Below are 13,545 nucleotides of genomic sequence, written 5' to 3' on the forward strand. Positions count from 1 at the left end.
CCGACGATCAGTGGGGTGCCTTGCCTGTCGGCGACGTTCTCTGTCGGGCGAAGCGCCGCGGTGAGAAGGCCGTATTTTCCTCTGCGGCAGGATCGATTATCAGTTGCGTCACGAGACGAGCCGTTTCGGGAGCAGAGGCAAACCCCATGTGCCCGTGACCGAATGCATGAACAACGTCCGCCGAACGTCTGCTTCGCCCAATAGCGGGCTTCCCATCGGGCAACGACGGACGGCGCCCCATCCATTTCGATACATGCCGCTCCGGTCCTTCGCCTAAGGCGGGAAACGCCTCGGTCACCAGCTCGTGAAGGATCTTAAAGCGCAAGGGGTCTGCTGGCGCATCCAGGCCGGAAAAATCCACTTGTCCGGTGCTCTTGGTGCCGGAAGCAACCTTCCTCACGGTGATCTTCCGATCCGTGAGTAGGAGCGGGTATCGAAGATCTGGGCCTTCACCGGAAATGATGATGTGATGTCCGCGCTCCGCTTCCAGCGGAATCCTGTCACCAACCAAGGCTGCGAGTTCGGCGGACCATGCACCCGCCGAGATCACGGCCTTATCGCATTCAACCTGACCATGATCCGTCTTCACGGCCGCAAGCCGGCCGCCATCGAAAACGAAATCGAGTGCATTGGCCTTCAGATAGCGAACGCCGTTGGCGAACAGGAATTTTGCAACTTCCGCAACGAATGGGCCAGGATCAAGTGCATGACCTCCGTCAACGAGCACGCCAAACCGATATCCGTCGGGCGCATTCGGTTCCCTGAGCCGCAGCTCCTGCTCGTCAAGCTCTGTCCATGTTGCTCCCATCTCTCGACGAAGCGCCCAAGGGAGTACCTCGCGCGAATATGCTTCTCGACTGCGGTAGAGGTACAGGAGCCCACTCGCCTCAACAAGATGCGGCGCGCCGATCTGCCGGGCAACCTCTTGATGGAGGTTCGGGCAGCTCCCAACCATGGAGCTGAGCGCAACAGCTGTAGACCGTACACGGCTCTCGGTCGCGCCATTCCATAGAAAGCTCAACAGCCATGGCGTAAGTTTCGGCAGCCGCCATTTGTCGATCGTCAAAGGGCTCTTTGGATCGAGAAGGAACTTCGGGACTTGCTTCCAAAGTCCCGGCATGGCGCCCGGCAAGACCAGGCTTGCACTGAGCCATCCGCCGTTCCCAAAGCTCGATGCTCTGGTACTTCCCGGTTCAGCAGGATCAATGAGGGTGACGGTGTACCCTGATTGAAGGAGTGAATACGCCGACATAACACCGATTACGCCGGCACCAATTATCGCTACACGAGGCATTTTCTAATCTCTACCTTTCGCGGCTGTCCCGCAGATGTCTTGGCTTCCCGACAAACCTGTTCGTCGAAAAGCCCGCCCCGCACTGGGGTGTTCCGCAATTGTTCGGTCGAACGCCCGCCTCTGCCAAATACAAGAAGAGACGGGTTACCTAAGCTTTCAGACTGAGATCTCGTCACGACGCACCGCAATGACGGAGATCTCCACCGCCGTCTGCTCGGCCAGGACAGCACCGACGCAGGCGCGCTGCGGCCAATGGCGTTGATCCTCGCCTATCCATTCGATCCAAATCTTGTCGAATTCGTTTTTCCGCGACATGTCGGCGAGATAGACCGTCGCGGAAAGAATACAGCTCTTGTCGCTCCCAAGCGCGTCAAGTTGTTCCTCGAGGCGAGACAGCAAATCCGGGCTTTGAAGGACCAGATCAGCCTTTCGATCATGAGCAACTGTTGCAATAAAGAGAAGAGATCCGAAAGCCGAGCCGGCAGATCGGCCGGGTGCCTTACCAGGAAGACGCTGTATTTCCATATGATTGCTCCGATTCTGGTTGACGGTCGACGAGCAGCCGACCAAAACGTGTGGGATGATGCGGCTCGGTCGCCACTGCCAGTTGACGGCCTTCGAAAGGCTGTTTGCCTTTATGACCGCGTGCCAACCGCACCACGAAGTAGGCGACAGGAAACTAACTCTCGGCCGTACCGTCATCGATGTAAGTGACATCTCCGACCTGCGCGCGTCGAAGGACCTGACGGTAGTGGCCGAGCTTGGCCCCGAATCTTTGATGCCGGATTGCCCAACCGCCGCCATGCAAGAACAGAATGACCGCATCTGACTTCACGTTGCGAGGCCGATAGATTCGGATCTCTCGCTCTCCGCCCAGAATGGGGATCCTCCGGTTCTCAATGTCCGCGATGGCCGGCGCTCCGTCGGACCAATACGATGCCAGGCGATCTTGCTGCCGGCGGTTCCCGATCAACGCATCGGGAACCCCACCGTCAGCCTCTTGAAGCTCCTTGTGCTTCTTGATCGCCGCCAACATGTCTGGGTCGATCGTCGTCATGTTCTTGCTTCCTTCGGTATTGCGTTGCTCGCTTGCGCCATCTGATCCCTGCAGACGCCGCGACATGTGGGCGTCGTCTGCAGCATTTGCGCGGTCAGTGGTCGTCAAGCGGCGTTCCAATCACAAGCCGTCCGCGAATCCTGTCTACCGAAAGGTTCTGCACAAGTTTCATGAGGAGGACCTGGCCTCGTATTCATCGCCGTGGTTACCGGCCATCAAGAGAACGCTTGGCCCCTCTCCATTCTTGAATACGACGACCGGCACGGGGATCCAGCCGTGGCCGGTGTCGTTTCCGGAATAGGGTACTCGGATATACCCTTGGGAGCGGCCTTCGCGCTCCAGATCGATGTCTGTCCAGACGCTGGTAGAACTCATTGTTGCTTCCTCTTCGTTTGCTAAGGAATGCCGACAGTCCGAGAGGATTGGTCCGTCGGCACGGGCGAGCTTTGTCTCTTGCTGTCGGCTTCATGGATGGCCCACTCTTCACCGGCTGGGCTGATCTCTGCCGGATCGCCGGTCATGCCAGCGATCCGGGAACTGAACACGTTGACGTAGAGCAACGTGGGAAAACTCACGAATTCCGCCGCGTCGGGCTATAGCAGCGGTGGTCTAAACCCGCCGAACTCTCGTTCGACAAGCGCAGCAAAACCCAGGGTCGTCCGGTCTTCTAGAAAGCCGCCCATGATCTGCATTCCGATCGGCAGTCCGTTGCTCTCCGCGATGGGCATGGTCGTCGAGGGTAACCCGATCATGTTGGCGATACCGGCCCAGGCGTGTAAATCACAGCGGTAGTGCCTCGACGTGCCGTTGATTTCAATTTTGCGAGAAAGCATCGACGAATGGTCATGCTTGAACGCTTGGACGGATGATGGCGGGCACAATACAACGTCGACATCTTCAAATAAGGCATGCCATCGGGCTCGCAAGTCATCTCGAAGCTGGCAAAGAGCCAACCACTCGGCGTGGCTCATCAAGTAGCCCTGCAACATACAAGCGACCAGGCTTTGATCCTGCGGGGCCAAGGCCAGCGCCCGTCGTTCGATTTCGCTACGTTCTTCAGGTAGCAGTTTTCCGCTCCTCTTAGCGAAACTGAGCTTCTCAAAGACCTGAGACGTGTGTGCTATATCGGGGAGCATTGAACTATGGCGCAGCACGGTGCAGCCGGCCTTGTGAAGGCGGTCGCCCAGGTCGTTCAAGGCAGTACGAATGCTATCGTCGGTAGGGCATAGCGGATGCTGGTCGATCACGAGCACGCGGAAATCAGCAAGCTTTGCATGACGTGCCGATGGCAGCGAAAGACTATAACCAACTCCATCCGACAACTCGTCAGGTCCTGCAATGACCGATAAAGCCAATTCCAAATCCATCGCGCTACGCGCCATCGGGCCGATCACGGCTCCTTCATCGCGCCTCGGCACGATGGGTGCCTCCGGAAGGCTCATACCTCGAAGAGGCACGAGATCGAGCGTTGCCTTATGCGAGAACACACCGCAAAAATGCGCTGGTGTTCGCAATGAGCCGCCGCCATCCCAGCCAAGCTCCAGTGGTACGTAGCCCGCAGCAATTGCCGCTGCTCCTCCGCCGGACGATCCGCCCGGGGTATGTGCGAGGTTCCAGGGGTTGTTGGTCGTCCCATAGATGTCATTATAACTTTGCCAGTCACCGTCTTGGTTCGGCACATTGGTTTTACCGAGAATGATCGCGCCGGCCTTTTTCAGCCGCTGAATTGAGAGCGCGTCGCTCTCCGACCGCCAATCGCGATATTTCGGAATTCCCCATGTTGTCTGCAGACCAGCCAGATTGAAATGCTCCTTGACGGTCATTGGAACGCCGAGCAACGCAGTACGCTCGCCGCGATCAAGTTTTGCATCCGCCTCGCGCGCCGCGTCGAGAGCCCGATCGAAATCCCGCACCACGACCGCATTTATCTTCCCATCGACCGCCTCGATGCGAGCGATAGCATGCTCGACCAATTCCAGGGACGAGATCTCGCGGGACGCCAGACCTGCGACAAGTTCCGTCGCGGTCCGATAGTCCGGGGTCTGGGCAGCGTCCGCTTTGCGGAATGTATTGGTCGATCGAGTCACTGTTGTCTCCTTAAGTCAGGTGCGTGTGGGGACTGCTTGTGTGGCCATCTTCGGGCCTTGCCCAATGGGGGCTCGGTTCAGAAATTAGAAGACCAGCCTCCATCAATATAGACGGTTTTATCAACACTCACTCGCTGAAGGGACTGGCGATAATGGTTGAGCCCGGTCTCGAAAACATGTGGCTTCGAGACATTCGGAACCGGCCTGTCCGCAGCGGTTGCAAGAACTTCCTTTAAAATGCGACCGTTCATGCTCTCCGGAACCTTCGCGCCGATCAGCGATAGGATCGTAGGTGCGATGTCGCAGATGCCGCTAGGCACGTGTGAGATCTGCCCGCCATTCAGGAAAGCCGATCCCGCGATGATGCCTACGGCCGCTAGTTCTTTCGGATGCAAGCCGCCGTGGACTCCCAATCCAGGTCGTCGATTGTTGTCGTAGAACGTTCCGCCGGCAAGACCGAATTCGTCGACGCCGTCGTCGGCCCGGAAGCAGAAGTAGACGTCGGGGGCTCGCGCATGATCGGCAAATACCAGATGGTCGGCGAAACTGCCGGGCGCCGTGCCCTCCACTTCGTTTTTGGCCCTCGCGAAGATCGGCCCGACCCAGGGTTGTTCGACTAAAGCCTCGACTAGCCGCGCGAGTTGCGCCGTCGAGCGGTCGGCGAGATAGAGAGAGCCCACCTGGCCTGGAACGACGACGACATCGACGCCCGAGCCGGGTGCTGCTGCCGTTTTGAAACCGGAGGCTCCAAGATGGTCGGCGATGGAAACCCGGGTGTGGGCTGTAATGTGGCCATGGTCGGAGATCACGAAGACTTGAACCCCTTTCGCCCTGCCCTCGGCCTCCCACCAGTCGAGGACCCGGCCAAACTCCGCGTCGCAATGGGCGATCGCTTGGCGCGTCTTCGCCCCGCCCGTGCCATTGAAATGCGAGGCGGTATCGGGCTCGCCATAGGAAAGCACCGTGACGTCCGGTGCGTGCTTGGGCCAAACATGTTCCAGAAAGATCGACGTGATAAGGGTTTGCGCCTCGATATCGGGCTCGCCTTGGGGCGGAAGCGGGGGCAACGGCCCGCAGCGGCCAACGATTTCCGACAACGTCGCTTCCGGCGTGCAGGCTTCAGGGAAATGGCCAGAAACGCGTATATGACCGAAGTCTTCCGCCTTATGGTGGAAGAAGCGCGTCGTCCCGGGGGTGTTCGTCGCGATCACTGCCATGCTCCGGCCGGCTCTGCCGAGGATCTCGCCCAGTGTTGGTGCGGTCATCAGCATCCCACCGCTTTCGCGGTTCAGGCGATCGAGGAGGACGGAATCCGCCGTGTCCACGTAGCGGTGCGACGCCCCGTTGCGCTCGACATACTTGTTCCCGACCATTCCGTGCTGGCTTGATGTCGCGCCGGTGACAAGACTTGGGAAGGCGACGCGCGTCTCGCTCGGATAGACCGTGCGGTGAGCGGCAAGCGTCGTTCCCATACGCTTCAGCCGGGCGAGGTTGGGAGTCTGGCTTTCGTTGATCAGGTCGGGGCGCAGACCGTCGAAGCTGACGATTAGAAACTTGTATTCCTCGGGAATCATTGAGTCCGCTCGCCGCTTCCGAAGCGTCTTGGGTCGAAAAGGATTGAGGCATCTGCGAGGTGGCCCGTCACCGAGTCGCGGAGCGTCGCCTCTTCCAGGGCTTTGTAATCGCGCTGCGTTGCGTCGATCTCGACCTTGATAGTGGGGTCCGTCTCCTCGAACTTGTCGGCGTCGGCAATAACTGACGCTGCCGCAGCGACACGCAGGGCGATTTTGTCCTGTGCGGCACCAGAAGGCGAAAAGGTGAGTGCCTGACCCAAAAGGGCGTTAGCGCAAAGTAACCGCCTGGTGAACATTAAAGGTGTGCTCCATAACCTTGAATGACGTAGAGGGCGGCAAGGAAGCCGACCGTCGCACTCTCGCTATGATTATCGCCTTTCTTTAACTAATCAATCGCGTTCATCGCAAAATGCGATCACTTACCTCGCAATTCCGATTGATCCCAGCTTCGTATTGAAGATGATCGCACAATTTGCCATTGCGTATTATCTCCTGGCCGGGCGTGTCGCAGTTAACGATGATCAACGGCGGCCATATCGTCAGAGGGTCGGCACCTTTCAAAGCGTGTTTAATTGGGTTGAAGCCGACGTGAGGATTTGGGGACGCTCTTCTTCTTTCAATTTCTTACGCGGGCAGCTTTTCACACGTTGAGGCCGGCCGCCAGATGCTGGCGAGCCCTGGCTGGCTTCTCGGGAGTCACGATCGGCTGCCGGCCGCCGTGTCTGCCCATAAGCCGTTCATCAGAGCCGTTGGTTGCTGACGTGGTCGGAGTGATCGGCTCCTGTCACGCGCGTCGGCAAATACAAGTCCCTCCATGGCGATGCAACTACCTGTGTCCGGTGTCGCGAGGCCCTACAGCGGGACAACGAAAAACTCGGAATGTCACGATCGCTCCTGGCATCCTCTCTCATAGCTGCGGCCAGCGTACTGCGTGTTTTTCTGTTTTTCGCGTGCTTCGTTTCATGCTCATGCCACTCGCAACCGGCTGGCTCCCGGAATCGAGGCGTCCAGCAGTTTGTCTGCATCACTTCTGGACTGCAACTGAGCCCAATAGTTCATCACGGGAGTAACCCAAACAGTCCAATCCAAACTCAGCAGTATTACATCGAATAATTCGATAATTGTCATCATACTGTTGTAAAGAATTCATACCGAGGCCGTGGGAAACGGGCTGGCGTCTTTCTCCAGGGAGCTCGCAGTCGCTCGCAATGGCCGATCGCCGGTGCCCAGCAACCGCCTGTGTGAGGCCTGGCTTCATTTGGAAGAAGGATAACAAACATGACGAAGATCATCGAAATGAGCCGCACCCATCCGCCGTTGGTGCCGGCGGTCTTCGATCCCGAGTATCGCGCGGCGATGCAGGCTGTCCTCTCCCGCTACACCCCGAGTGAAATGGTGGGTGCCCATCGATGGATGGGAACCGACGCAGACCGCAGCGCCGGGGCGGTCTTTACTGGCCGCAGGCTTGGAACCCAACCCGAACCTGGGCGGGTTATTGTCACTAACGGAACGCAGAGTGCGTTCAACATGCTGCTCGGCGGTCTCGTCGGGCAGGGCAATGTCCTGGCCGTCGAAAGCCTGACCTATCCGCCGATCCTCGTCCTGGCAAAGCGTTTCGGCTTCATTCCGAAGGGCGTCAAGATGGATGGAGAGGGCATCATTCCGGAAGCTCTCGTGGAACTGTGCCAGAAAGACCGGCCCAAGGCTCTCTACCTGCTCTCAACACTTCAAAATCCGACAACTGCAACGATGTCGCTTGCGCGCCGCCAGGCGATCGCCGATGTCGCCCGAAAATACGATCTGCAGATCATTGAGGACGACATTTACAGCCTGTTGCCAGACGATCTTCCGCCGCCGATCGCCGCGATCGCGCCGGAGCGTTCCTGGTATATGCTAGGCGTCGCCAAGACAATCGCCGCAGGCATGAAGATCGCTTACGTCGTTGCGCCGACCGCCGCGCTTGCCGAAGCGCAGTTCTGGCCGGGCGTCAGGGCAACGTTCTGGATGGCAGCACCGATCAGCGCCGCAGTGTCGACACAACTCATCGAGACGGGCGGCGCCGAGCGCGTGATCGATGCGGTCAGGCAGGAAATGGTCGTCCGCCACCGGATCGTCCGGCCGATGCTAGCGGGGACGGATTTCGACACGAAGGATGGTGCCCTACAGGTCTGGATCCGCCTGCCGGAAGCCATTTCGGCGGCTGATCTGGCCTCCAATATCCGAGTGCGCGGCGTCAATATCGGAACCGGCGATCCTTATGCTTTGCCGGGAGAAACGGCGCCGCAAGCGATCCGCATCGGCATCGGGCATGCGAAGTCCCATTCCGAACTTGACGAGGCTATCCGGATTATCGCCGACAGCCACGGCGAGCTCCTTCGCCGTCACCGGTGACGCGGAAGATCCATAAGACCGATCAATCCCCATCCCACTTCAGCCGACACGGAGTTGTCATGATTAAAGTTGCGTTTGTGATCGCTGGCGCATTTGCCACGAGCCTATCCTCGGCCGCTTGCGCCGATCCGGTAACCATCAGCGTTGCCTATTCGTCCGGCGCTTACACGAACGTCATGACGGAGAGCGCGCGTCAGTTCGAGGCGACGCATCCCGACATCAAGATCAAGTATGTCGCGCCCGTCGCGAACACCTATGACGAGCTGCTTCAATCCACCTTGCGTTCGTCGATGGTCGGCACGCTCCCGGACATCTCGCTGGAGGGCAGCCAGAATGTCGGCATCGTGGCGCAGACCGGGATCGCCGTGGCGCTCGACGACCGCATCGCATCCGAGAAGAACTGGAGCGATCTCGGCTACTCGCCCTCGATCGGCGAGGTGGGTGCTATCGGCGGCAAGACCTATGCGCTTGCCTATGCAACTTCGGTACCGACTATCTATTTCAATCTGGACCTTCTGAAGAAGGCCGGCGTCGACACCACGAGACTGCCGTCGGACTGGCAGGGGCTGACCGAGGCGGTCGCCAAGGTCAACGAACTGGGCGGTAATGCCGTGGGCGGCCTATTCGACTATAACTCGACCGGCAATTGGACCTTCCAGGCGATCATCACCAGCCTCGGCGGCAAGATCCTGACGGATGACGGCTCCGACATCGCCTTCAACAGCCCCGAGGGCATGAAGGCTTTACAGATCCTGCATGATTTCGGTGCGGCGGGCACCGTTGACATGTCCCAGGCGCAAATGCTGCAGGCCTTCGCCTCGGGAACCGCCGGCGTCTTCGCCTCCTACAGCGCCGCGCTTGGCCAGATTGAAAAGCAAGTCGCCGGCAAATTCGAAATCAAGACAGCACCGTGGCCAATCCCTGCAAAGGATGGCAAGGTCCCCGCCGGTGGCCGTGTGCTGATGATCTACGCGAAGGATCCAGCAAAGCAGAATGCGGCATGGGAATATGCGAAGTTCCTAACCGGCCCGGTTGGCCAGACCATCCTGGTGAAGGGCGTCGGCGCGGTGCCGGTCAACAGCAAGGCCGTCAGTGACCCGAACCTGCTTGCCGCGTTCTACGAAGACAAACCCAATCAAAAGTCTGCGCTTGAGGCAGCTTCGCGTCTGACCAAGTGGCTCTCCTATCCCGGCAAGAACTCGATCAAGGTCAGCGAAGCAATCCGTGAGCAGCTCCGCCGGGTCCTCATCGACCATGAAAAGCCCGAGGTCGTCATGACTGACATAATGGCTGCGGTCAAACCGCTGATCCAAGCGAAGTAATTTCTGCCAATGGCCGATAAACGCAGGGCCCGAGCGCGAAACTGCGGAACCAGGAGCATCCAATGTCGTTGACATCCAACAGCGCAATTAACGGCGTCAATCTCGAAATTCTATGGTCGCGACTGATCTCGATCGCCGACGAGGCGGCGACGGCGCTGCGTCGCACGGCATTCTCGACCATCGTCCGGGAGTCCAACGATTTTGCCGTGACGATCCTCGATGAGAACGCCGCTGCTGTCGCCGAGAACACAATCGGCGTGCCGGCCTTCCTCGGAGTGCTGCCGCGTGCCGTGAAAAGCCTGCTGCAGGAAATCCCGATCGAGGAATGGAACGAGGGCGACTGTATCGTCACCAACGATCCATGGCTGGGCGCTGGCCACCTGCCGGATTTGGTCATGGCATCGCCGATATTCCTTCAAGGCCGGCTTGTCGGCTTTTGCGCCACGGTCGCGCATCTTCCCGATATTGGAGGCGTGATCTTCTCCGCGGATTGCAAAGACTTCTTCGAGGAAGGAACGCGCATCCTGCCGACCAAATTCATGATCCGTGGCAAGGAGAATGCCGAGGTCGCGCGCTTCATCCGCGGAAATGTCCGCCTGCCGGACATGGTCATCAGGGACATATATGCCCAGGTGGCCGCTCACCGCGTCGTTGCGCAGGGTGTGCAGAAGTTTCTTTGCAGGTCGGGCTTCCCGAACCTTAGCAGCATTTCGCAAGCACTTCACGAGCGCGCCGACACGGCGATGCGCGCCGCCATCGCCAAGCTGCCGGATGGCGAATATCGCTCTGTCGTCACGGCGGATGGCTACGATGACAAACAGACCGAAATCCATTGCTGCATCCGCATCGAGGGGTCGAACCTCGATATCGACTATACCGGCACCTCGCCGCAGATCGATCGCGGCCTGAATTCGGTGTTCAACTATACTTATGCCTATACGGTCTATCCGCTGAAATGCGCGCTCGATCCAATAACACCCCACAACGACGGATCATATCGGTCGGTCACGATCAACTCTCCGCTTGGTTCGATCCTAAACCCGCGCTTCCCGGCGCCCTGCAACGCACGGCAGTTGACGGGCCAGTTGCTCGCCGGCGCAATCTATAAGTGCCTGGCGCTAATCGTGCCGGATAAGGTTATTGCCGAATCCGGGACCGCGCCGACATTGCGTGCAGTCTTCAGCGGCGCTGACGATACTGGCAAACGCTTTTCCCAGATGTTGATGTGCAGCGGTGGCATGGGCGCGAGCGCTCATCGCGACGGGCATTCCTGCACTCCTTTCCCAACCAATACGGGTTCCGGAAGCATCGAGGCTTTCGAAGGGCTGGCGCCACTGCTGGTGCGCCGAAAGGAGCTTGTGAGCGGGTCGGGCGGGGACGGAAAACGTAGAGGCGGCCTCGGTCAGGAAGTCGAGATCGAAGTGACCGGTTCAGCAGCCGTCAACATGTCATTGATGGCCGACCGTATCCTCAATCCGGCGCAAGGACTTCAAGGTGGCGGCACAGGGCGACCTGTCAGTGTTTCTCTTGCCAGCGGCAGGACATTGCATCCAAAGGCGCGAACGACCCTTTTGCCCGGCGATCGCCTGACCCTCCGCTACGGCGGCGGTGGCGGTTTCGGAAACCCCGCCGAACGAAGCAAAGCGGACATCCGCAACGACATCGAGAATGACTATATTACCGCGGCAGAGCACATGCTTGCAGAAATTTCGAGCGACAAAAAATGAACAAAAGAAATGAGATTCGTGTCGGAATCGATGTGGGCGGAACATTTACCGACCTGGTCCTTGTCGATGATCGCACCAAAACGACGATTTTCGGCAAGGAACTGACGTCCCAAGACGATCCCAGCCGCAGCATGCTTGAAGGTCTGCAAAAGCTGCTCGACGCCCATGGCGTAGCTTGGACCGATGTCGCAAATATCGTCCATGCCACGACGCTGGTGACAAATGCAATCATTGAGCGGAAGGGCACGAAGGTCGGCCTGATCACGACACGGGGTTTTCGGGACGTGCTGGAGATCGGGAACGAAACCCGCTACGAACTTTATGATCTGTCATTCGAGAAGCCCGCTCCTTTGGTCGCGCGGCAACTGCGTCTGGAAGTCAGCGAGCGGATAGGCGTCGATGGCGGAGTGATCACGCCTCTGGACGAAAGCGACGTTGCGGCAGCCGCCGGAGTGCTCCGCGGGCATAGCGTCGAAGCGGTTGCGGTGTGCCTGCTGCATGGGTATCGCAATCCCTCGCACGAACAGCAGATCGCAGCGCAGCTCCGCAATCTCCTTCCGGGCGTTCCGGTCACGCTGTCGAGCGAAATTGCTCCCGTCATCCGAGAATATGAACGATCGAACACCGCCAGCGCCAATGCTTATGTTCAACCTATTGTCGATCAATATCTGACGGAACTCGAGGCTGGGCTTTTCCGCCGTGGTTTCGATGGAGCTGTTCATCTGATGCTTTCCGCCGGCGGGCTGACGTCGCTTGACACGGCGAAGAAGCAGCCGATCCATCTGATCGAATCCGGGCCGGCAGCGGGAGCAATCGCCGCCGGATACTTCAGCCGGCTGGTCGACGCCCCGAACCTCATTTCCTTCGATATGGGAGGCACCACTGCGAAGATGTGCCTTCTGCGTAACGGCACACCCGAGCGCTCTACGGAGTTTGAAGCTGCGCGGGTGCAAAGATTCAAAAAGGGGTCCGGGTTGCCGCTCAAAGTTCCGGTGATCGACTTGATCGAGATCGGTGCGGGCGGCGGATCCATCGCCAGGGTCGATGCGATGGGGCTGCTCAAGGTCGGACCCGAAAGCGCAAGCTCCTCACCGGGGCCTGTCTGCTACAACCGGGGCGGCGGCGAGCCAACCGTAACCGACGCCGACTTGATGCTGGGCTATCTCTCGCCCGATTACTTCCTTGGCGGGGAACTGCAGCTCGACATAGCAGCCGTGCGCAACGCGGTAAAAGAGAAAATCGCTGAACCGCTCGGAATGGACATCACTGGCGCTGCCGCTGGCATTCATGAGATTGTCAATGAAACGATGGCGTCAGCAACACGCATGTATCTGACGGAGAAGGGCGAAGATCCGAGCGATTATACGCTGCTCGCTTTCGGCGGTGCCGGTCCGGTGCATGCCTACGGACTGGCGAAATCGCTGGGCATCTCGAAAATCATCGTCCCGCCGGGCGCCGGTGTCATGTCCGCATTGGGATTGCTGACCGCTGCACCAGCTTGCGATCTCGCACGTGGTTATATCGGTCAATTATCTGCTGTTGACTGGAAGACCGTCAACGACCTGTTCGCGGATATGGAGCGCGAGGCGCAGGTGCTGCTCAGCGAGTTGGGCGTTGCCTGGGAAGACGTGGTCCAGGTCCGCTCCGCCGATATGCGCTTCATCGGACAAGGTTTCGAGATATCGTCTCCGTTGCCTGCTGAGGAGTTGGGCGAGCACCAGATTGCTCGGATCCAAGACGACTTCATCGACGCCTACGAGGCGCGGTTCGGGCGACGTGTAGACGGCGTCGGCATAGAAGCGTTGACCTGGCGCCTGCATGTGTGCATCCCGCAGCGAGAAGAAAATCTGGCATTTGCAACGTCGGGCAAGGCCGGCGAGGCGCTTAAAGGACATCGCCAGGCCCTCTTCGAAGGGTCCGGCTTTGTCGATTGCGCCGTGTATGAGCGCTCAAGATTGACGGCAGGCAGCAAGATCGCTGGTCCGGCGATCATCGAAGAGCGTGAGTCGACGACAATCGTCGGCCCTGACGCCGTTGTCGACGTTGACACGCACTTCAATCTCTCAATGAACATTTCAAAAGCTGTATAAGTG

At 58.9% G+C, this 13,545-nt stretch carries 12 protein-coding genes; 4 read left to right on the top strand and 8 right to left on the bottom strand.

Annotation, left to right across the window (positions count from 1 at the left end; genetic code table 11):
- Positions 1 to 7: 7 nt before the first annotated feature.
- From CU103_RS25060 to CU103_RS25085, 8 genes are all read right to left on the bottom strand, one after another.
- Positions 8 to 1,294, bottom strand: coding sequence for an NAD(P)/FAD-dependent oxidoreductase (locus CU103_RS25060; RefSeq protein WP_106666755.1), 1,287 nt, complete (start codon positions 1,292 to 1,294; stop codon positions 8 to 10).
- A gap of 156 nt (positions 1,295 to 1,450) precedes the next feature.
- Positions 1,451 to 1,819, bottom strand: coding sequence for a Rid family hydrolase (locus CU103_RS31595; RefSeq protein ID WP_170117122.1), 369 nt, complete (start codon positions 1,817 to 1,819; stop codon positions 1,451 to 1,453).
- A 154-nt stretch (positions 1,820 to 1,973) separates the two neighbouring features.
- Positions 1,974 to 2,459, bottom strand: coding sequence for an alpha/beta hydrolase family protein (locus tag CU103_RS31600; protein ID WP_170117123.1), 486 nt, complete (start codon positions 2,457 to 2,459; stop codon positions 1,974 to 1,976).
- 60 nt (positions 2,460 to 2,519) lie between these two features.
- Entirely contained in the window at positions 2,520 to 2,726 is a 207-nt protein-coding gene (locus tag CU103_RS31190; protein WP_146147861.1) for a M14 family metallopeptidase, read from the bottom strand.
- 20 nt (positions 2,727 to 2,746) lie between these two features.
- The gene (locus CU103_RS31195) at positions 2,747 to 2,926 is read right to left on the bottom strand and encodes a thioredoxin domain-containing protein (protein ID WP_146147862.1); all 180 of its coding nucleotides are present in this window, start codon (positions 2,924 to 2,926) and stop codon (positions 2,747 to 2,749) included.
- Positions 2,927 to 2,944: 18 nt separating this feature from the next.
- The gene (locus CU103_RS25075) at positions 2,945 to 4,438 is read right to left on the bottom strand and encodes an amidase (protein ID WP_106666758.1); all 1,494 of its coding nucleotides are present in this window, start codon (positions 4,436 to 4,438) and stop codon (positions 2,945 to 2,947) included.
- A 77-nt stretch (positions 4,439 to 4,515) separates the two neighbouring features.
- Positions 4,516 to 6,012, bottom strand: coding sequence for an alkaline phosphatase family protein (locus CU103_RS25080; protein ID WP_106666759.1), 1,497 nt, complete (start codon positions 6,010 to 6,012; stop codon positions 4,516 to 4,518).
- Positions 6,009 to 6,308: a hypothetical protein gene (locus CU103_RS25085; protein WP_106666760.1), complete on the bottom strand. Its 300-nt coding sequence runs from the start codon at positions 6,306 to 6,308 to the stop codon at positions 6,009 to 6,011. Before CU103_RS25085 ends, CU103_RS25080 begins: the two co-directional genes overlap by 4 nt.
- A gap of 982 nt (positions 6,309 to 7,290) precedes the next feature.
- Here CU103_RS25085 and CU103_RS25095 point away from each other — a divergent pair.
- From CU103_RS25095 to CU103_RS25110, 4 genes are all read left to right on the top strand, one after another.
- Positions 7,291 to 8,403, top strand: a complete 1,113-nt coding sequence (locus tag CU103_RS25095; RefSeq protein WP_106666761.1) for an aminotransferase-like domain-containing protein — start codon at positions 7,291 to 7,293, stop codon at positions 8,401 to 8,403.
- 59 nt (positions 8,404 to 8,462) lie between these two features.
- The gene (locus tag CU103_RS25100; protein ID WP_106666762.1) at positions 8,463 to 9,725 is read left to right on the top strand and encodes an extracellular solute-binding protein; all 1,263 of its coding nucleotides are present in this window, start codon (positions 8,463 to 8,465) and stop codon (positions 9,723 to 9,725) included.
- Positions 9,726 to 9,787: 62 nt separating this feature from the next.
- Positions 9,788 to 11,452 (top strand): hydantoinase B/oxoprolinase family protein, encoded by a 1,665-nt coding sequence (locus tag CU103_RS25105; protein ID WP_106666763.1) that lies wholly within the window; start codon positions 9,788 to 9,790, stop codon positions 11,450 to 11,452.
- On the top strand, positions 11,449 to 13,542 hold the full coding sequence (locus CU103_RS25110) for a hydantoinase/oxoprolinase family protein (RefSeq protein WP_106666764.1): 2,094 nt from the start codon (positions 11,449 to 11,451) through the stop codon (positions 13,540 to 13,542). The genes CU103_RS25105 and CU103_RS25110 overlap by 4 nt, the downstream gene beginning before the upstream one ends.
- Positions 13,543 to 13,545: the final 3 nt, after the last annotated feature.

The sequence above is a fragment of the Phyllobacterium sophorae genome, assembly GCF_003010965.1.
GTDB classification, from domain to species: domain Bacteria; phylum Pseudomonadota; class Alphaproteobacteria; order Rhizobiales; family Rhizobiaceae; genus Phyllobacterium; species Phyllobacterium sophorae.

Coding starts and splice junctions, on each gene's coding strand:
- CU103_RS25060 (WP_106666755.1), bottom strand. CDS start 1,294: ATGCCTCGTGTAGCGATAATTGGTGCCGGCGTAATCGGTGTTATGTCG.
- CU103_RS31595 (WP_170117122.1), bottom strand. CDS start 1,819: ATGGAAATACAGCGTCTTCCTGGTAAGGCACCCGGCCGATCTGCCGGC.
- CU103_RS31190 (WP_146147861.1), bottom strand. CDS start 2,726: ATGAGTTCTACCAGCGTCTGGACAGACATCGATCTGGAGCGCGAAGGC.
- CU103_RS25080 (WP_106666759.1), bottom strand. CDS start 6,012: ATGATTCCCGAGGAATACAAGTTTCTAATCGTCAGCTTCGACGGTCTG.
- CU103_RS25085 (WP_106666760.1), bottom strand. CDS start 6,308: ATGTTCACCAGGCGGTTACTTTGCGCTAACGCCCTTTTGGGTCAGGCA.
- CU103_RS25095 (WP_106666761.1), top strand. CDS start 7,291: ATGACGAAGATCATCGAAATGAGCCGCACCCATCCGCCGTTGGTGCCG.
- CU103_RS25100 (WP_106666762.1), top strand. CDS start 8,463: ATGATTAAAGTTGCGTTTGTGATCGCTGGCGCATTTGCCACGAGCCTA.
- CU103_RS25105 (WP_106666763.1), top strand. CDS start 9,788: ATGTCGTTGACATCCAACAGCGCAATTAACGGCGTCAATCTCGAAATT.
- CU103_RS25110 (WP_106666764.1), top strand. CDS start 11,449: ATGAACAAAAGAAATGAGATTCGTGTCGGAATCGATGTGGGCGGAACA.